Annotated in this window: 16 protein-coding genes; 10 read left to right on the top strand and 6 right to left on the bottom strand. The window is 65.5% G+C overall.

The features are described 5' to 3' along the window. Both K5Q19_RS07935 and K5Q19_RS07930 read right to left on the bottom strand, forming a co-directional pair. A partial coding sequence (locus tag K5Q19_RS07935) for a lytic transglycosylase domain-containing protein (RefSeq protein ID WP_292943125.1) occupies positions 1 to 1,631 on the bottom strand: 1,631 nt, incomplete at its 3' end. Positions 1,632 to 1,699: 68 nt separating this feature from the next. Then, positions 1,700 to 2,488, bottom strand: a complete 789-nt coding sequence (locus K5Q19_RS07930; RefSeq protein WP_292943133.1) for a hypothetical protein — start codon at positions 2,486 to 2,488, stop codon at positions 1,700 to 1,702. A 97-nt stretch (positions 2,489 to 2,585) separates the two neighbouring features. On the opposite strand from K5Q19_RS07930, the gene K5Q19_RS07925 reads away from it, so the two are divergent. The 6 genes from K5Q19_RS07925 (at position 2,586) to K5Q19_RS07900 (ending at position 10,444) form a co-directional block, all read left to right on the top strand. Beyond that, positions 2,586 to 4,232: an electron transfer flavoprotein-ubiquinone oxidoreductase gene (locus tag K5Q19_RS07925; RefSeq protein WP_292943124.1), complete on the top strand. Its 1,647-nt coding sequence runs from the start codon at positions 2,586 to 2,588 to the stop codon at positions 4,230 to 4,232. Positions 4,233 to 4,269: 37 nt separating this feature from the next. Then, complete coding sequence (locus tag K5Q19_RS07920) at positions 4,270 to 5,067, top strand: 4-(cytidine 5'-diphospho)-2-C-methyl-D-erythritol kinase (RefSeq protein ID WP_292943122.1); 798 nt, start codon at positions 4,270 to 4,272, stop codon at positions 5,065 to 5,067. Between the two features lie 84 nt (positions 5,068 to 5,151). Continuing rightward, positions 5,152 to 5,883 carry an N-formylglutamate amidohydrolase gene (locus K5Q19_RS07915; protein WP_292943119.1) on the top strand — a complete coding sequence of 244 codons (732 nt, stop codon included), beginning with the start codon at positions 5,152 to 5,154 and terminating at the stop codon, positions 5,881 to 5,883. 103 nt (positions 5,884 to 5,986) lie between these two features. Beyond that, entirely contained in the window at positions 5,987 to 7,855 is a 1,869-nt protein-coding gene (ilvD, locus tag K5Q19_RS07910; protein WP_292943116.1) for a dihydroxy-acid dehydratase, read from the top strand. Further along, positions 7,845 to 9,242 (top strand): NAD(P)H-hydrate dehydratase, encoded by a 1,398-nt coding sequence (locus tag K5Q19_RS07905; RefSeq protein ID WP_292943114.1) that lies wholly within the window; start codon positions 7,845 to 7,847, stop codon positions 9,240 to 9,242. Before ilvD ends, K5Q19_RS07905 begins: the two co-directional genes overlap by 11 nt. After that, positions 9,239 to 10,444, top strand: a complete 1,206-nt coding sequence (locus K5Q19_RS07900; RefSeq protein ID WP_292943112.1) for a class I SAM-dependent RNA methyltransferase — start codon at positions 9,239 to 9,241, stop codon at positions 10,442 to 10,444. Before K5Q19_RS07905 ends, K5Q19_RS07900 begins: the two co-directional genes overlap by 4 nt. Here the strand turns inward: K5Q19_RS07900 and K5Q19_RS07895 are convergent. Both K5Q19_RS07895 and K5Q19_RS07890 read right to left on the bottom strand, forming a co-directional pair. After that, positions 10,434 to 10,874: an MAPEG family protein gene (locus K5Q19_RS07895; RefSeq protein ID WP_292943109.1), complete on the bottom strand. Its 441-nt coding sequence runs from the start codon at positions 10,872 to 10,874 to the stop codon at positions 10,434 to 10,436. The genes K5Q19_RS07900 and K5Q19_RS07895 overlap by 11 nt on opposite strands. Before the next feature lie 74 nt (positions 10,875 to 10,948). Next, positions 10,949 to 11,947 (bottom strand): threonine/serine dehydratase, encoded by a 999-nt coding sequence (locus K5Q19_RS07890; protein ID WP_292943106.1) that lies wholly within the window; start codon positions 11,945 to 11,947, stop codon positions 10,949 to 10,951. A 70-nt stretch (positions 11,948 to 12,017) separates the two neighbouring features. Between K5Q19_RS07890 and K5Q19_RS07885 the strand changes: the two genes are divergently transcribed. The 4 genes from K5Q19_RS07885 (at position 12,018) to K5Q19_RS07870 (ending at position 17,213) form a co-directional block, all read left to right on the top strand. After that, the gene (locus tag K5Q19_RS07885) at positions 12,018 to 13,223 is read left to right on the top strand and encodes a saccharopine dehydrogenase family protein (protein ID WP_292943103.1); all 1,206 of its coding nucleotides are present in this window, start codon (positions 12,018 to 12,020) and stop codon (positions 13,221 to 13,223) included. Between the two features lie 128 nt (positions 13,224 to 13,351). Then, the gene (locus K5Q19_RS07880) at positions 13,352 to 14,548 is read left to right on the top strand and encodes a carboxynorspermidine decarboxylase (protein WP_292943101.1); all 1,197 of its coding nucleotides are present in this window, start codon (positions 13,352 to 13,354) and stop codon (positions 14,546 to 14,548) included. Positions 14,549 to 14,588: 40 nt separating this feature from the next. Next, the gene (locus K5Q19_RS07875) at positions 14,589 to 15,815 is read left to right on the top strand and encodes a serine hydrolase (protein ID WP_292943099.1); all 1,227 of its coding nucleotides are present in this window, start codon (positions 14,589 to 14,591) and stop codon (positions 15,813 to 15,815) included. 174 nt (positions 15,816 to 15,989) lie between these two features. Beyond that, the gene (locus K5Q19_RS07870; protein WP_292943097.1) at positions 15,990 to 17,213 is read left to right on the top strand and encodes a type III PLP-dependent enzyme; all 1,224 of its coding nucleotides are present in this window, start codon (positions 15,990 to 15,992) and stop codon (positions 17,211 to 17,213) included. Between the two features lie 124 nt (positions 17,214 to 17,337). Here the strand turns inward: K5Q19_RS07870 and K5Q19_RS07865 are convergent, their stop codons facing one another. Beyond that, positions 17,338 to 17,796 (bottom strand): TonB-dependent receptor, encoded by a 459-nt coding sequence (locus tag K5Q19_RS07865; RefSeq protein ID WP_292943095.1) that lies wholly within the window; start codon positions 17,794 to 17,796, stop codon positions 17,338 to 17,340. A gap of 294 nt (positions 17,797 to 18,090) precedes the next feature. Continuing rightward, positions 18,091 to 19,311, bottom strand: coding sequence for a 5-aminolevulinate synthase (gene hemA, locus K5Q19_RS07860; protein WP_292943092.1), 1,221 nt, complete (start codon positions 19,309 to 19,311; stop codon positions 18,091 to 18,093). Between the last annotated feature and the right edge of the window lie 29 nt (positions 19,312 to 19,340).

Genomic DNA, 19,340 nt, shown 5'->3' with positions numbered 1-19,340 from the left:
ACGATCGAGACGTAGCCGCGCGTTTCCCAATAGGGGATCGATTCCATCCACAGCAGCGGATCGCCGTTGTCGCGGATCTCGCTGTTCCACCGCGCGATCGGCATCGGCCCGGCATTGTAGGCCGCAATCACCTTCGGCAGCAGGCCGCCCGTCGCGCCCGAATCCTTGAGCTGGACGAGGTAGCTCTGGCCGAACGCCATGTTGACGTCAGGCAGGTCGAGCTGCTTCTCGCGGCCCGCCATGGCCGGCTCGTTGCGCGTCAGGCCCCGTGCAGTGCCCGGGAGCACCTGCATCAAACCGCGCGCGCCGGCGGGGCTGACGACCGCGGTGCGGAAATTCGATTCCTGCAGAGAATGGGCAAACAGCAGAGCCGGATCGACCTTCCAGCCGTTCGCGGGCACCCAGCGCGGCGCGGGGAAACGGGAGGCGGCGTCCGCCTTCGCGCCGGACGGCGCATTGTAGGCCATCCAAAGCTGCGTGGCAGGCAGGCCAAGATCGCGCGCAAGGCGTGAAAGCGGTGCATAGAGCGATGGATCGCCGATCCGCGCCTGATGGCGTAGCAGTTCATCGGCAAGACCGTCCTCGCCGATTTCGGCTAGCTCCACCGCAAGGCGCACATTGCTGACCTGGCGCAGCTGCTGCCAGTCGTCCGACGTGAAGTCGGGTGCCGAGGCAACTGTTGTTTCCTTGAGGCCAAGCGCTTCGCTCGCGATCATGCCGTAAAGCGTATCGCGCAGCCTTGCGGCACTGCGGAGCGCACTCGCAACCTTCTCCGGCGCACGGCAGCGCATCCACGCGCGCCCGGTCCAGTAGTTGGCAGCGGCCTTGAGTTCGTCACTCTGTGCGGCACTCGCCGCCTGTTCGAAGCTGGCCGCCGCGTTCTGGCAATCGCCTTGACGCCAGGCAGCGAGCCCTGCGGTCCACAATGCTTCGGCCACCCATGGCCCGCTTGCGCCCTGCAGCGCGCCAAGCGAGACATTGCGGGCATTGGCGTCATCATTCTCGATATAGAAGGCCCAGCCTACGCGCTGGTGCCATTCGGCGCGCGCCTCGACCGAGAGGCTCGCCTCGATACCGTCAAGCAGCACACGCGCGCCCAGCGGATCGTCGTTCTTGATGCGGTCCTGGATCGCGAGCGCCACCGTGTCGGGCATCGTGCCATCGGCGACCGGGCGCGGCTTGATCCGCTTGGGCAGGCCGGGAAGCGAAACCATCGGCTGCGCGCTGGGCAGGGCGGGCAGTTCGGTCGCGCCGCGCTTGAGGGCCAGACGGCCAAGCTGCTCGGCCCAGGGAAGCTCAGGCGCTGCCGAAAGCACTTGCGCAAGCGGCGCCAGCTCTGCGCGCGGCGAACTCGCGGCGAGAAAATACTGTGCCTTTGCCACGGCATGCAGCGGCCCATCGGTGCGCTGGGCGAGCAGCGATTGCACCGTGGTCCAGTCCTCGCGCTCGATCGCGCCGAACATCTGCTTGTAGTAGGTACGGTCTTCCTGGCTGAGCAGCGAGGGAACCGCAGTGCGATCAGCGCGCGAACGGAAATACTCGGCGGCGGCGCTGTTGGCAGCGGCCGGCGCGGCGGTGCCGATCGCCAGTACGGCAGCCACGGCAAGCAGGGCAGCGCGGCTTGATTTCACGAACGATTGGCCCCGCACAAAATTCCCACTTCGGATCTCTTCCCGTTTCAGCCTGTCAGCCATCCTGGTCATCCGGATACGGCCACGGCGGCCGCCCCATCCAACCAGCGCTGCCAGACGCCCGCTTTCCAGCCCGGCTTGGCCAGCAAAGTCTCAAGGTCGTATTCGAAACCTGCCGGAACACTGCCATTGTCATGGTTAAGTGCGCGTAAATGGTGAGCATTATGCGCCAAGTCGTGCCCCAATAGCGCCGAGATGTCGCTTCGGCCGAACACCAGCATCCGCTCCGGTGCCGCCAGCGCCACGTGCCGCTTGAGCACCGCAGCGAGGCCGGAGGCGCCCAGTCCTGCCCAATCGGGCAAGGCGATTCGGGCGGGCAGGGCCGAGGCGCGGTAGACTTCCGCCTGATCGATACCCATCGCGCCGAGCATGGCATCGAGCAGCTTGCCGCAGCGGCCCGAAAGCAGCACTTCGGCATCATCTTCGGCCGGCATGGGCACCAGCACCATCAGCTTCGCGCCCTGCTGTCCCGCCGGAGCGAGCCGCCTTGCGCCGCGTGGGGCAAGCGATGGCTCGCTGAGCCACCAGGCCGCAAAATCCTCCAGTTTTTCGGGCCATCCGCTGCGATCTTCAGCGATGTTCGGAGCTGCGGCGGCTTGCGCAGAAGCCCGTGGCGGCCGCTTTTCGACCGGCGGCAGGGCAGGGGTCACCCGTTTCGCGGGCGTCGGCGTCTCGGCCTCCAGCCAGTCCTGCGGGGCATCGACAAAGGCCGCGTCGACCCCGGCCTCGGCCCACCAGCCGAGCGCGGCTTCGAGCGCCGCTCCGAGTGACCTGTCAGGTGTGTAAAGCGGTCCCATCACCAAGCGGTCTTGACCTTGCTTGCTTCAGCTTTCAAGGCAGGGGCTTAAGCTTTCGGGGCACAGCGTGCCCAATATGGGGTCGGAGCGAGAGAGAATGAGCGAACGGGAATCGATGCCGTATGACGTCGTGATTGTTGGCGGCGGGCCAGCTGGCCTCGCAGCGGCGATCCGCCTCAAGCAGGTCAATTCCGAGATATCGGTCTGTATCCTCGAAAAAGGCTCGGAAATCGGCGCGCATATCCTCTCGGGCGCAGTGGTCGATCCCAAGGCGCTGGACGAGCTGCTGCCCGAATGGCGCGAGCAGGGCTGCCCGATGGCCGAGACGCCGGTCACCGACAACTGGCACTGGGTCCTCACGCGCGGGGGCAAGACCGCGCTGCCGCACCTGATGATGCCGCCGTTCCTGTCGAACCATGGCAACTACACAGGCAGCCTTGGCAACCTCTGCCGCTGGCTCGCCGAGCAGGCGACCGAGCTCGGCGTCGAGATTTTCCCCGGCTTCCCCGCCGCCGAGATTCTCTATGATGACAAGGGCGCGGTGCGCGGCGTCGCGACCGGCGACATGGGCATTGCCAAGGATGGCAGCAAGAAGCCCGACTATCAGCCGGGTATGGAGCTTCTCGCGAAATACACCCTGTTCGCAGAAGGTGCGCGCGGACACCTCACAAAGCAGTTGAAGTCGAAGTACGACCTCGAGCGCGATTGCCAGCCGCAGGTCTATGGCATCGGCATCAAGGAACTGTGGGATATCGATCCCGAGAAGCACGTCCCCGGCCGTGTCATCCACACCCAGGGCTGGCCGCTTTCGGAAAGCAACACCTGGGGCGGCGGGTTCCTCTACCACCAGGCGAACAACCAGGTCGCGCTCGGCTTCGTGACCGCGCTCGATTACGCGAATCCCTATGTCTACCCTTACGAGGAATTCCAGCGCTGGAAGCAGCACCCGGCGATCCGCGCGATCCTCGAAGGCGGTCGCCGCGTCTCCTATGGCGCCCGCGCGATCAACGAAGGTGGCTGGCAGTCGGTGCCGCGCCTCGCCTTCCCGGGCGGCGCGCTGATCGGGTGCTCGGCGGGCTTCGTCAACGTGCCGCGCATCAAGGGCAGCCACACCGCGATGAAGAGCGGCATGCTCGCCGCCGAAGCCATTGCTGCCGCCATGGCGAATGGCCGCGAACAGGATGAACTCGGCGAATACGACAGCGCCGTCCGAGAAAGCTGGATCGCCAAGGAATTGAAGCTCGTGCAGAACGCCCAGCCGCTGGTTGCCAAGTTCGGCGGCTCGCTCGGGACCGCGCTTGCCGGGGCGGACATGTGGGCGCGCGTGCTCAAGATCAATCCGATCGGCGCGATGAAGCACCACAAGGACAGCGAGCACACCATGCGCGCCGACCTGTTCAAGCCGATCGAATATCCCAAGCCGGACGGCGTGATCAGCTTCGACCGCCTGACTTCGGTTTCGTTCTCCTACACCAACCACGAGGAGGACCAGCCGTGCCACCTCGTGCTGAAGGACCCGACCGTCCCGACGCGCATCAACCTGCCGCTCTATGCCGGCCCGGAAGCGCGCTTCTGCCCGGCAGGGGTCTATGAGTTCCTGACCGGCGAGGACGGCAACCCGCGCCTCCAGATCAACGCCCAGAACTGCGTCCACTGCAAGACCTGCGACATCAAGGACACGACGCAGAACATCGAATGGGTGACGCCGGAAGGCGGCGGCGGCCCGAACTATCCGAATATGTGATGGAACAGCCCGCCCCGGACCGGGGCGGGCGGCCACTATGCGCGAAACCGCCTACGCCAAGATCAATCTCGCGCTGCACGTCCGGCGGCGGCGTGAGGATGGCTATCATGAGCTTGAGACGCTGTTCGCCTTTGTCGATGCGGGCGATGAACTTGCGGCCGAACCTGCAAAAGAAGATCGCCTTCATGTAACCGGTGAATTTGCCACAGGCCTTTCCGATCCTTTCGGTAATATCGTCGGCAAAGCGTTAAATTCCTTGCCACATGGCAAAGGCTGGGCAGTTACGCTCGAAAAGAGACTTCCCGTCGCGGCGGGGCTCGGTGGCGGCTCGGCCGATGCGGGCGCGGTGTTCCGCATGGTCGAGCGCGCGCATGGCTTGCCGGACGACTGGCACGCACGCGCCGCCAAGTTGGGCGCCGATGTCCCGGCCTGCGTCCTTAGCCAAGCCTGCATCGGGCGCGGCACCGGAACTGAACTGGAACCCGTTGCCAACGATCTGGCCGGAACGTCGGTCCTCCTCGTCAACCCGCGCATTCCGCTCGCGACCGGCCCGGTGTTCAAGGGCTGGGACCAGATCGACCGTGGCCCCATGCCGTCAGGCGACTTGCGCACGATTGCGCAGGAAGGCCGCAATGATCTGGAACGCAGCGCCATCACGCTTGTGCCGCAGATCGCCGACGTCATCGCCGCCTTGCAAGCGAGCGGCGCGTGGCTGGCGCGCATGTCCGGCTCCGGCGCGACTTGCTTTGCGCTCTACGACAGTCCCGAAGCCCGCGATGCTGCTGCTGCGGCATTGCCGCCTCAGTGGTGGCGCCTTCCGGGAAAGCTCCGCTAACCCCTCCCGTTCGTGTCGAGCGAAGTCGAGACACCAAGCGCGAGGTGTCTCGACTTCGCTCGACACGAACGGCTAGGGAGAGTGATGACTGCTGAAGCCTACCAGATTCTCGGCACCCCGCGCTTCGGCGGCATTCTTGTCGTGTCCGATCACGCCTCGAACCGCGTACCCGATGATATCGATCTCGGCATCGATCCGGCGCTGCTCGAGCAGCACATCGCGGTTGATATCGGCGTCGCAGGCATCGCCGCCCACATGGCCCAACGCCCGGGAATTGCCGCGTTCCTCGGGGGCGTCAGCCGCCTGGTCTGCGATTTCAACCGCGACGAGCATGGCCCCACTGTGTGCCCCATCGCCAGCGACGGCCACGCCATTCCCGGCAATGCGCTCGACCATGCCGGCCATGAAGCCCGTCTTGCCCGCTTCTATCGGCCCTATCACGAAGCCCTCGCGCGGCTGCTCGACGAAGCCCCGCCCGCGCTGATCCTCTCGCTCCACAGCTTCACGCCCCAGCTTGCCAGTGATCCTTCGCAGCAGCGCCCCTGGCAGGTCGGCGTGCTCTACAACGAGGACGACCGCGCCGCGCGCCTCGCCATCCCGCTGCTCGAAGCCGAAGGCCTCGTGGTCGGCGATCAGGAGCCCTATTCCGGCCGCCTGCTCAATGCGACGATGAACCGTCACGCCGAAGCCGAACGACGGCCCTATTTCGGCATCGAAGTGCGGCAGGATCAGATCGCGGATCCTGCGAGCCATGCACTCTGGGCCGAGCGCCTTGCCCGCATCGCCAACAGCATTGCCATCGCACTCGGCGCCTGACCGGATGGTTGCGGAGATAACTTTCGACCGGAAAGCGCTCTTGCGCTAGGTGCACGGCATCGTCGCCGCTGAGGCGAGCACCAGACTTCAAGAGAGAATGCCAATGCCGGTCTATCGTTCCAGAACCACCACCCACGGCCGCAACATGGCGGGCGCGCGCGGCTTGTGGCGCGCCACGGGCATGAAAGACAGTGATTTCGGCAAGCCGATCATCGCCGTTGTCAACAGCTTCACCCAGTTCGTGCCGGGCCACGTCCACCTCAAGGACCTCGGCCAGCTCGTCGCGCGCGAGATTGAGGCGGCGGGCGGCGTGGCCAAGGAATTCAACACGATCGCGGTCGATGATGGCATCGCCATGGGCCACGACGGGATGCTCTATTCGCTCCCCAGCCGCGATCTCATTGCCGACAGCGTCGAGTACATGGTCAACGCGCACTGCGCCGATGCCATGGTCTGCATCTCGAACTGCGACAAGATCACCCCCGGCATGCTCATGGCCGCCATGCGCATCAACGTGCCCGCAGTCTTCGTCTCGGGCGGACCGATGGAAGCAGGCAAGGTCGTGCTGAACGGCAAGGAAGTCGCGCTGGACCTCGTCGATGCCATGGTGGCCGCGGCGGACGACAAGTACAGCGATGAGGAAGTGACCGCGATCGAGCGCTCGGCCTGCCCGACCTGCGGCTCGTGCTCGGGCATGTTCACCGCCAATTCGATGAATTGCCTCACCGAAGCGCTTGGCCTTTCGCTGCCGGGCAACGGCTCGGTACTCGCCACCCATGCCGACCGCGAGCGCCTGTTCCGCGAGGCCGGCCGCCGCGCCGTCGCGCTGTGCCGCCGCTATTACGAGGAGAACGACGAGAGCGTCCTGCCGCGCCAGATTGCCAGCTTCCGCGCGTTCGAGAACGCCATGAGCCTCGATATCGCGATGGGCGGCTCGACCAACACCGTGCTCCATCTGCTTGCCGCCGCACATGAAGCCGGCGTCGATTTCACGATGGCCGATATCGACCGCCTCTCGCGCCGCGTGCCGTGCCTTTCGAAAGTCGCGCCCGCCAAGTCCGACGTCCACATGGAAGACGTCCACCGCGCGGGTGGCATCATGGCGATCCTCGGCCAGCTTGAGCGGGCGGGGCTGCTCCACACCGATCTGCCCACCGTCCACAGCGCGACGATGGGCGAGGCCATCGCCAAGTGGGATATCTCGCGCAGCAGCGATCCCGAGGTCCACGAGTTTTTCAAGGCCGCCCCCGGCGGCGTGCCGACGCAGGTCGCCTTCAGCCAGTCGCGCCGCTGGAAGGAACTCGATCTCGACCGCGAGACCGGTGTGATCCGCTCCGCCGAGCACGCCTTCAGCCAGGATGGTGGCCTCGCCGTGCTGTTCGGCAATCTCGCCAAGGACGGCTGCATCGTGAAGACGGCAGGCGTTGACGAGAAGATCCTCACGTTCAGCGGCCCGGCCAAGGTTTACGAGAGTCAGGACGCTGCCGTCACCGCGATCCTCACCGGGCAGGTCGAGGCGGGTGACGTCGTCCTCATCCGCTACGAAGGCCCGCGCGGCGGCCCCGGCATGCAGGAAATGCTCTATCCCACGAGCTACCTCAAGTCGAAGGGCCTCGGTGCGGCTTGCGCATTGGTGACGGACGGGCGCTTCTCGGGCGGCACTTCGGGCCTCTCGATCGGCCACTGCTCGCCCGAAGCGGCGGAAGGCGGCACGATTGGTCTTGTCGAGACCGGCGACCGCATCGAGATCGACATTCCCAACCGCTCGATCAATCTCATTGTCGATGACGCCACGCTAGCGGAGCGCCGCAAGGCCGCCGAAGCGCGCGGGTGGCAGCCGGTAAAGCCCCGTCCGCGCAAGGTCAGCCTCGCGCTGCAGGCTTACGCTCTGATGACGACCAGCGCCGCGCGCGGGGGCGTGCGCGATCTTTCGGGCATTGTCCGCACGAGCGGCACACAGGATGCCGGCTGACTTAAGTCAGGTCCTCGACGTCGCCGCGATGCGCGCTGCCGAAGCGGCGCTCATCGACGGCGGCACATCTGCGCAGACGCTGATGGAAGTCGCGGGCCGCGCGCTCGGCGAATGGGCGCGGCGGCTGGGGGCAGGGCGCCCTGTCACCGTGCTCTGCGGCCCCGGCAACAACGGCGGCGATGGTTACGTAGCGGCGCGGCACCTGATGGAGCACGGCGTTCCCGTCACCGTGATCGCCGCGCGCGAGCCCATGACGCCGGAGGCCCGGACGGCGCGCGCGCAGTATGCGGGCGAAGTCCACGCACCGGTCGATCTTCCGAGCGGTGGTGTGCTGCTCGATTGCCTCTTCGGCAGCGGTCTCTCGCGGCCCTTGACCGATGACCTGTTCTTCCTCCTCACCGGCCTTGCCGAACGTCACACCTTGCGCATCGCCGCCGATCTCCCCAGCGGGATCGAGGCGGATAGCGGCGCGGTGCTCAATCCGGGCTTGCCGGCGTTTGACGTCACCGTTGCATTGGGAGCGTGGAAGCACGCCCATTATACGATGCCTGCCGCGCCGCTGATGGGCGCGCTGCGGCACGTCGATATCGGCGTCATGGCGGTGCCCGGCGCGGCGGGGGTACTTGGCAAGCCCCGCATCGCGGCCCCCGCGGCAGATGCCCACAAGTACAAGCGCGGATTGCTCGCGGTCGTCGCCGGCACCATGCCCGGTGCGGCGCTGCTTTCGGCGGAAGCCGCGCAACGCTCCGGTGCGGGTTACGTCAAGTTGCTGGCCCCCATGCGTCCCGAAGGCGTCCCGCCCGCACTGGTCTGTGACGTTACGGACGTCGCCGCGCTCGCCGATCCGCGTATTGCCGCCATTCTCGTCGGTCCCGGGCTTGGACGTAGCGACGAGGCCAGGGCCCGCCTCGATGCGGCGCTCATTGCCGATCGCCCCGTTGTGATCGACGCCGATGCGCTCACGCTGCTGCGCCCGGAAAGCCCCGGCACTGCTCCGCGCGTGCTGACCCCGCATGAGGGCGAGATGGCCGCCCTCGAAGCCGCCTTCGGCCTTGCCGCCACCGGCACGCGCCGCGCCCGCGCGCTGGAGTTGGCGGAGGCGGCGCAGGCTATTGTCCTCCTGAAGGGCCCGGACAGCCTGATCGCTACGCCCGCCGGCGATGTCATCGTCAGCCCGCGCGCTTCGACGTGGCTTTCGGTGGCGGGAAGCGGCGATGTGCTCGCCGGAATCGTGGCCAGCCGCCTTGCCGTCCACAGCGATCCCTTCCTTGCCGCGCAGGAAGGTCTCTGGCTTCATGGCGAGGCAGCGCGGCGCTGCGGACCCGCCTTTACGGCCGGAGAGCTTGCGGTTGCCACAGGTTATGCCCTAAGCGCCGCGGTCTCATGACAAACCCCGGCCTTATCATCCGCGTCGCCGCCAAGGGCGAAGGCCAGACGCTCGATGGCCGTTACGTGGCGCTCGCCGCGCCCGGGGACGTGCTCGAAGCCGATGGCACGTTGACACCCGGTCCAGACCATGCCGCGCCCTCATGCCGCCACTTTCCGGCCTGCGGCGGTTGCCAGCTCCAGCACCTCTCGGAAGCCGCACTGGCCGCCTATGTCAGCGGCCGCGTCGAGGGTGCTGCGCGTGGGCAGGGGCTCGATCCCGGCGAGCTTGCCCCGGCGCACCTTTCGCCCCCAGCAACCCGCCGCCGCGCGACGCTGCATGCGCAGGCGATCGGCAAGCGCATCGTTCTGGGATTTCGCGAGGCTGGCTCGCACAAGATCGTGGACCTCAAGGAATGCCCGGTTCTTGCGCCCGCACTGGCCGCGCTTGTTGGTCCGCTGCGGCACTTGCTGGAAGCACGCGGCGAGCGCAGTCTTGCTGTCGATATCGCGCTGACGCTTGCCGATCAGGGGCCAACCGTCGATTTCGCCGGGCTCAAGATGGAAGGCCTCGCGCAGACCGAGGCCCTGCTCGATTTCGCCCGCGACAACGGCGTTGCCCGCCTCACGCTCGATCAGGGCGATGGGCCCGAGACGGTGTGGGAACCCGATCCCGTTACCGTAACGCTTGGCGGCGTGCCGGTGGGCCTGCCGCCCGGCGCCTTCCTGCAGGCGACGCGTGACGGGGAAGAGGCTCTCGTCGCAGCGGCGCGCGGATGGCTCGCGGACGCGCCCACCGTCGCCGATCTCTTCTCCGGCCTTGGCACGTTCGCCTTCGCGCTGGCGGGGCCGGGCACCAAGGTGCTCGCGGTCGAGGCCGCGCGCGATGCGCACATGGCCTGCCAGGCCGCTGCCCGCGCGCATGGCAGGCCGGTCCACGCGCTCCATCGCGACTTGTTCCGCAATCCGCTGCAGAAGGCCGAGCTCGACCGCTTCGCCGCCGTGCTGCTCGATCCCCCTCGTGCCGGCGCGCGCGAACAGGTTGCGGCACTCGCCACATCCATCGTGCCGCGCGTGGTCTATGTGAGCTGCAACCCCGCCAGCTGGGCCAAGGACGCCGCAACCCTGATCGAGGGCGGCTACAGGCTCGCCGGGCTCGTGCCGGTGGGCCAGTTCCGCTGGTCCACCCACGTCGAGCTGGCGAGCCTTTTCGTCAGGCCGTAAACACCGCCATCGCGGCGTGCAGCACCAGTGCCATCAGCGCCACGCTCGAAAGCGCAAAGAGCGCAAAGCGGGGCGCGACCTTGTTCACGGTCGATTGGAAGATCGAGTGGACCACACGCAGGCCGACATAGGCCCAGGCGATCATCAGGTTCACACCATCGCCCTGGCCGATGATCGCGAGCACGATCGCGACCGCATAAAACACCGTAGGCGCTTCATGCAGGTGGTTGTAGTTATGCGCTTTCCACTGGATATGCGGCGCGATCAGCCCTTCCAGCTTGGCGCCCGTCCAGCCCACATCGGCCTTCGGATCATCTGATTTCGGCAGCGCGGTGATGGCCGGGATGCGCGTGGCGTACATCCAGATCCACATCACCATCGTCCACGCCGCCAGCGCTACCACCGGCTTCAGGATTTCCATTCCCGTCATTGCGGTCCCCCGTTGTTGTTGTTTCCCGGGGGCAATGGGTGACCGGCACCCCTTCGATTGTCAATTGCAACCGATCAGCTGTCCGCGATCACTTTGGCAAAGGCTGCCGGATCCACATTGCCGCCGGAGAGGATCACCGCCGTCCGCCCGTCGATCGGAACCTTGCCCGCCAGAACCGCCGCCAGCGCCGCCGCACCTCCCGGCTCCACCACGACGCGCAGCTTGCTGAAGGCATAACGCTGCGCCGCGCGCACTTCGGCCTCGCTCACGGCAACGCCCTGCATGCCGTGTGACGTCATGACGGCGAAGTTGATCGGGAAGGTGGTCATTGCCTGCAAGGCATCGCACGCGGTCGGTGGCGGATTGGCCCCGACGCTGACGATCACGCCACCTGCGAGGCTGCGCCGCACATCGTCCCAGCCCTCCGGCTCGACCGGCACGACCTCCGCCTCCGGGCAGGCCAGCGCCAGACCCGAAGCGAGGCCTCCGCCGGCGCAGGGCGTCACGATCCGCGTCGGCGGGCCGCCGGCAAAGCATTCCATCTGGCTCGCCAATTCGATTGCGGTGCTGCCCTGTCCTTCGATCACCCACGGATCGCCATAGGCATGCACGAGGATCGCGCCGCGCTCTGCGCAGATCGCGGCGGCTATGGCATCGCGGGACTGGGTCAGCCGTTCATAGAGCACCACCTCCGCGCCCAGCCGCCGGGTTTCCGAAAGCTTCACCGCCGGCGCATCGGATGGCATGACGATTGTTGCCGCGATGCCCAGCCGCCGCGCCGCCCAGGCGACGCCTTGGGCATGGTTGCCGCTGGATACGGCCACGACCCCGCGCGCGCGTTCCTCCTCGGTCATGTCGGTCAGCCGGTGCCAGGCGCCGCGGATCTTGAACGCACCCACCGGCTGCAGGCATTCCGCCTTGCACCAGACCGTACCGCCACCGGGCAGTTCGAGCGCCAGCAGCGGCGTGTGCGGCACCAGCGCGCTGACCTTGGCGGCCGCGCGCAGCACGCCTTCGCGGGTTGGTTCGCGGACCAAGGGGGCAGGGCTCAATTGGGGACTTGGGTTTGTCATGCCCATACCCTAAAGGCACCGCTTTCGAAGTGCCAGCAGACGCTGTGCCGATCCGGTTTGGAGTTTCCCTATGGCCAAGGTCCTTGTCATCGGCGCAGGTGGCGTCGGCTCGGTTGCCGTTCACAAGATGGCGATGAACCCCGATATCTTCAGCGAAGTCGTGCTCGCCAGCCGCACGCTGCCCAAGTGCGAGGCGATTGCCGCGTCGGTAAAGCAGCGCACTGGCCGGACGGTTGCGACTTATGCGCTCGATGCCGACGACGTTGCTGCAACCACCGCGCTGCTGAACGAGCTCAAGCCTGCTCTCGTCGTCAATCTCGCGCTGCCCTATCAGGACCTCAACATCATGGAGGCCTGCCTCGCCGCCGGGGTCAACTACATGGACACCGCGAACTACGAGCCGATCGATGAGGCCAAGTTCGAGTACAAGTGGCAGTGGGCCTATCAGGAGCGCTTCAAGGAAGCCGGGCTTACCGCGCTGCTCGGCTCCGGCTTCGATCCGGGCGTGACCAGCGTGTTCGCCACGTGGCTCAAGAAGCACAAGCTGGATACCATCCGCACGCTCGACATTCTCGATTGCAACGGCGGTGATCACGGCCAGCCTTTCGCGACCAACTTCAACCCGGAAATCAACATCCGCGAAGTAACCGCGCCTGCCCGCCGCTGGGAAAAGGGCGAATGGGTGGAAACCCCGGCGCTGACGATCAGGCAGACCTTCGATTTCGAGGGCGTCGGCCCCAAGAACATGTACCTGATGTACCACGAGGAGCTCGAAAGCCTCGCGCATCACCTGCCCGAGATCGAGCGCATCCGCTTCTGGATGACCTTCGGCGATGCCTATATCACGCACCTCACCGTGCTGCAGAACGTGGGCATGACGCGGATCGATCCGGTGATGTACGAGGGCAAGGAAATCGTGCCGCTGCAGTTCCTCAAGGCCGTGCTGCCCGAACCCGCCAGCCTCGGCGCGCTGACCAAGGGCAAGACCAATATCGGCGATATCGCCACCGGCCTCAAGGACGGGGTCGAAAAGACCTTCTACATCTACAACATCTGCGACCACGAAGAGGCCTATGCCGAGACCGGCAACCAGGCGATCAGCTACACCACCGGCGTCCCCGCGATGATCGGCGCGGCCATGCTGGTTACCGGCACTTGGGGCGGGGCGGGCGTGTTCAACATCGAACAGTTCGATCCCGATCCCTATATGGACATGCTGAACAAGCACGGCCTGCCCTGGCAGGTGAAGGAGCTTGAGGGGCCGCTGGCGTTCTAGGTTCCTCCCCGTCACGGGGAGGGGGACCACCGCAGGTGGTGGAGGGGCACGCGCCTGCGTGGCCATTGCATTAATGATCCGCTCGTCCTGAGCTTGTCGAAGGACCACAGCGCAAGGGCTGACCCACAATGGAAACCAGAGCCGGCGATCCGGGCGCCTTCGCCCACTTCGACCTCAATCGCGTCGACAGCCCGGCGTTTGTGGTCGATGCGGCGCGCCTCAGGCAGAACTTGAGCATTCTTGCCGATGTGCGTGACCGCGCGGGGATCAAGGTGCTCGCCGCGCTGAAGGCCTTCTCGATGTGGCGGGTCGCGCCGCTCATCGGGGAATACCTCGATGGTGTCTGCACTTCTGGCCTGTGGGAAGCGCGCCTTGCAGCGGACTACTACGCAGGCGAGATCGCGACCTACTGCGCGGCCTACAAGGCTGAGGACCTGCCCGAGATCCTCCAGCACTCCGATCATGTGATCTTCAATTCGCCCGGCCAGCACGCCCGTTTCGCCGAGCAGATCGCCGCCGCGCGGGCAGCGGGCGAGCCGTTCGATATCGGCCTTCGCATCAATCCCTTGCATGCCGAAGGTGAAGTGCCGCGTTATGATCCTTGCGCCCCGCATTCGCGCCTCGGCTTCCCGGTCGATCAGCTCAGGGCCGAGCATCTGGAAGGCGTCTCCGGCCTCCACTTCCACACTTTGTGCGAGCAGGATTTCGAGCCTCTCCAGCGCACATGGGAAGCGCTGAAGCCCCGCATCGCGCCCTTCTTCGGCCAGCTCAAGTGGCTCAACTTCGGCGGCGGCCACCACATCACCCGCGCCGACTACCAGCGCGATGAACTTGTCGCCTTCCTGCAAGCAGTTAAGGCCGAAACTGGCTGCGAGATCTATCTCGAACCCGGCGAGGCCGTCGCGCTCGATGCGGGCATTCTTGTCGGCACCGTGCTCGATACGCATGTCAACGGCATGCAGCTTGGCATCACCGACATTTCGGCCACCTGCCACATGCCCGATGTGATCGAGGCGCCTTATCGCCCCGCCATGCTCGGCGAACTGCCGATCGACGAATACGAAGACGGAGAAGGCGATGCGCCCGTCCGCCTCGGTGGCCCGTCGTGCCTTGCGGGTGACGTCATCGGCGATTACCGCAAGCCCGGCCTTGCCGAGCCCGGCGCGCGCTTCGCCTTCCTCGATCAGGCGCACTATTCGATGGTGAAGACGACCACCTTCAACGGCGTCCCGCTCCCGTCGATCTGGCTGTGGGACAGCGAGACCGATGCCCTCGAATGCGTGAAGCGTTTTTCGTGGGAGGCCTTCCGCGACCGCGTTTCCTGAGGCAAGCTCTCCGCACAGAACACAAGGCGGAGAGACGGAAATGGCGGACGTGCAGCTTGATGGCGTGACCAGCGACCCGGTGCGGATGGGCTGGATGGTCGGCGCGCCGCCCCCGCCGGAAAAGCGCATCCTCGCCGCGCGGGCTGATCACATGCGCTTCCCGATGATCCGCTGGTCCTATTCCAACATGCGCAGCTTCGTGGCGACTGCCAATGTTGCCGCGAGCGGGTCGGGTACGCCTTATCCTCGCGCGCTGCGTAGCGATCTTGCCGAGGTGTGCTTCACTCCGATCGGCGCGGATGAACCGATGACGATCGAAGACGCGCTGATCCGCAACTTCACCGACGGGATCCTCGTGCTGCACAAGGGCACGGTGGTGTTTGAACGCTGGTTTGGCGTCACCGGACCGCTCACCCGGCATATCGCCTTTTCGGTGACGAAGAGCTTTGTCGGCACGCTTCTGGAAATGCTCGTCGGGGAAGGTCGGATCGATCTTGCCGCGCGGGTTGACGAAGTGATCCCCGAGCTTTCGTCCAGCGGCTTCGGCAGCGCCACGATTGGCCAGGTCCTGCAGATGACGACAGCGCTGGATTACTCGGAGGACTATACCGACCCGAACTCCGGGATCGGAGCCTACAGCGCCGCGCTCGGCCTGACCCCGCGCCCGGCGGGCTATAGCGGTGCCCGCAATCTCTGGGACTATCTTGCCACGGTGCCCGGCGCCGGAGTGCACGGCGCCAAGTTCACCTACCGGACGCCCAACACCGACGTGCTCGCCTGGATCATCACCCGCGTGGAAGGCAAGCCGCTGCCGCAGATTCTCAGTGAGCGCCTGTGGCAGCCGCTTGGCATGCTTGGCGACGCCGATCTCATTGTCGACGAAGTGGGGACGGCGTTTGCCGGCGGAGGGCTCAATCTTCGGCTCGAGGATCTGCTGCGTTTCGGCGAGGCGATGCGGCTTGGCGGGGCCGGCGCAATCCCCGAGGCGGATGTCGAGCGCATCCGGGCCGGTGGGAATCCGGCGCATTTTCCGCGCGAGACGTATCCGAATCTGCCTGGCTGGAGCTACGGCAGCCAGTGGTGGCACGCCCACGACAATCACGGCTGCTTTACCGCGCGCGGTATTCACGGGCAGACGCTGTGGATCGACCCCGTTGCCGAAATGGTGGTCGCGCGATTCGCCTCGCACCCCATCGCCACCAGTCTCGCGAATGACCCGCATTCGGTGCCCGCATGGGCCGCGCTGGCGCAAGCCTTGATGTCTTAAGGATTTTGCGCACCTCATCGCGAAAATGTTTCATCTTTGTGACATCAACGTGAGGTGCCCATTTTTTCACTTGATGTTCAGAGCGGGGGGGCTATTTACCCCCTCGCTGCCCCATGGGGACTTCCAAACCGCAAGGCAGCTTTGTCTCAATTTTCCGTTTGGGGGTCCCTTGAGTTGCACATCCATCCTGACGCATTGGCTGTAGCGGGCGCCTTCGCGCCCGACCAACCCGCCATTCTCAATCGTCCGCACGCTGCGGCGCGCGCGGCCCGTTTCTTCGTCGAGAAGTTTCCGGGGCGTTCGCTCTATGCGGTCAAGGCCAACCCGTCGCCGGAGCTTCTCCGCGTGCTGTGGGATGCCGGAATCACGCATTACGACGTGGCTTCGATCGCCGAAGTGCGGATGGCGCGCGCGGCGGTTCCTGATGCCACGCTGTGCTTCATGCATCCGGTGAAGACGCCGAGCGCGATCGTGGAAGCCTACCGCGACCATGGCGTGCGCGTGTTCAGCCTCGATTCGATCGAGGAACTGGAAAAGATCCGCCTCGCCACGACCGAAGCCAACGGCGGCGTGCTGCCCGAGGACCTGACGCTGTGCGTGCGCCTGCGCGTCTCGTCGGAAGGTTCGGAGCTCAGCCTCGCCTCGAAGTTCGGCTGCGATCTCACCGGTGCGGGCGAGCTTCTTCAGGCCACGCGTCAGGTTGCGGATTCGCTCGGCGTCTGCTTCCACGTCGGCAGCCAGTCGATGAGCCCGCATGCCTACGTTCAGGCGCTCGAGCGCGTCCGCGCGGCGATCGTCGATGCCTCGGTCACGGTCGACATCATCGATGTCGGCGGCGGCTTCCCGTCGATCTACCCGGGCATGGAACCGCCCCCGCTCGAAGATTACTTCGGCGTGATCGACCGCACCTATGAATCGCTGCCGGTCTCCTATTCGGCCGAGCTGTGGTGCGAACCGGGCCGTGCGCTCTGCGCCGAGTACAACTCGATGATCGTGCGCGTCGAACGGCGCCGCGGCACCGAGCTGTTCATCAACGACGGAGCCTATGGCGCGCTGTTCGATGCCGCGCATGTTGGCTGGCGCTTCCCCGTCCGCCTCCTTCGCGAAAGTGCTGCGAACGAGGACGGGGAGACCGAGCAGGAGGACTTCAGCTTCTGGGGCCCGACCTGCGACGACATGGACCACATGGAAGGGCCCTTCGCGCTTCCGGCGGATATCAAGGCTGGCGATTTCATCGAGATCGGCATGCTCGGCGCTTATGGCGCGGCGATGAAGACCGCGTTCAACGGCTTCGGCGCGACCGACGTCTTCGAAGTGGCTGACGAGCCGATGGCCAGCCAGTACCGCGGTGACCGCCGCGATCCGCGTGTCTCGGACAACGTGGTATCGCTGCGCTGACGTTTTAAGAAGCCGGATGAAGTCCGGGTCGCAACCGAAAGGCCCCGCAAGCAATTGCGGGGCCTTTCTTTTTTTCAGGCAGGTTCGGCGGGGGAGTGGCCATGCACCCGCTCCCCATGACCTCTCAGAACTTGGTGCGGAAGCCCGCGTAGAACGACGTCCCGCTGGTCTCGGTGGGATACGTGTTCGAGCCGATGTCCGGCTGCTGGTTGAACAGATTGTTCACCCCGCCGTAGAACTCCATCGACTTGTTGACGGTGAAGTTTGCCGAGACGTTGTGCACCCAGCGCTGCTTGTACCAGGCATATTTGGGATCGACGTATGTCGGGTTGCCATCAGTGCGATCGGCCGAGCTGTCGTGCGAGGTTTCCGATCCGACCAGCGCAGGGAGGCTCGTGGTCAGGAAGGTCGTGACATTGGTGACGCCCTGCTTCTGCAGCAGATCCTTGCTGAACGAACCGTTCGGGCTGGCGGTTTGGTAATCCGGCCGGTGCAGGCGGGTGCCGGTGACGACGATATCCTCCGCCGGCCGGCGCTGCGTCTCTTGCCGCCGCCGCCTCAGCCTGCGGCTCGGTCTTGGCATAGCCGATGCCGGGCAGAATGCCGAGGAGTGCGAACGAGGAGACGGCCAGACTAAGCGCTGAGCGCGATGTGCGATTGAGCAAGATGGATCCGCCCTGTAGTGAATCCAAAAATGACCAGAACGAATGAACCGTTCAAGTCATTGAATCTTCTACACGACATTAACTAACGAGAGTGATGCAGCCCTGCCACAAAGGTGGGGATGCATACAGGCACCGCAATGTTTTGTTGCAGTGGGACTTCTCGCCAGCCTCCCGGCTTTAGATGCATTGGCCTTTGTGAAAACCAGACGAACTCAGGCCGCCTTGCGCATATCCAGCTCGAGCCGCTGCCAGATCTCGACGAGCGCGCCGGTCAGCTCGATCATCATCGCCTCGGTATGCGCCGGCCCCGGGGTGAAGCGCAGGCGCTCGGTCCCGCGCGGCACGGTGGGATAATTGATCGGCTGTACATAGACCCCGTATTCGGCGAGCAGGATGTCGCTCACCTTCTTGGCGCGCACCGGATCGCCGACCATCAGTGGCACGATGTGGGTGGTCGAAGGCATCACCGGGAGACCCGCATCGGCGAAGGCCTTCTTGAGGAACGCCGCCGCTGCCTGCTGGCCCTCGCGCTCCACGCTCGATGCCTTGAGGTGGCGCACTGCAGCCAGGACGCCCGCTGCCAGCACCGGCGACAGCGAAGTCGTGAAGATGAAGCCTGGCGCGTAGCTCCGGATCACGTCGATGATCCGCGCGTCGGCCGCGATATAGCCGCCCATCACGCCGAAGGCCTTGCCTAGTGTACCTTCGATAATGTCGATGCGGTGTGCCGCCTCGTCGCGCTCCGAAATGCCGCCGCCGCGCGCACCGTACATGCCGACTGCGTGAACTTCGTCGATATAGGTGAGTGCGTTGTACTTCTCGGCCAGATCGCAGATCGCATGGATCGGTGCGACGTCGCCGTCCATCGAATAGACGCTCTCGAACGCGATCAGCTTGGGCAGCGCCGGATCGCACTCCGCCAGCAGTTCCTCGAGGTGTTCGACGTCGTTGTGGCGGAACACGCGCTTTTCCGCGCCGGAGTTGCGGATGCCCGCGATCATGCTGGCGTGGTTGAGCTCGTCCGAAAAGATCACGCAGCCGGGCAGGATCTTGGCGAGCGTCGACAGCGTCGCGTCGTTGGAGACATAGCCGCTGGTGAACAGCAGCGCGCCCTGCTTGCCGTGCAGATCGGCGAGTTCGGCTTCCAGATCGACGTGGTAGTGGGTGTTGCCACCGATGTTGCGCGTTCCGCCTGAACCTGCGCCCACATCATGCAGCGCTTCTTCCATTGCGCCGATCACCTTGGGGTGCTGGCCCATCGCAAGGTAATCGTTCGAGCACCACACGGTGATCGGCTTGGGGCCATTGTGCCCGGCAAAGCAGCGGGCATTCGGGTAGGCACCCTTGTTGCGCAGAATATCGATAAAGACGCGGTAACGGCCTTCAGTATGCAGACGCTCGATCGCGGAATCGAAAACCTGATCGTAATTCACCCACGGCTCCCTATGAACCAGTTGCCACG

This window comes from Novosphingobium sp., from assembly GCF_019748365.1.
Classification (GTDB): Bacteria; Pseudomonadota; Alphaproteobacteria; order Sphingomonadales; family Sphingomonadaceae; genus Novosphingobium.
Note: the sequence above shows the minus strand (reverse complement) of the source record. Positions and strands in the feature narration are given on the sequence as shown.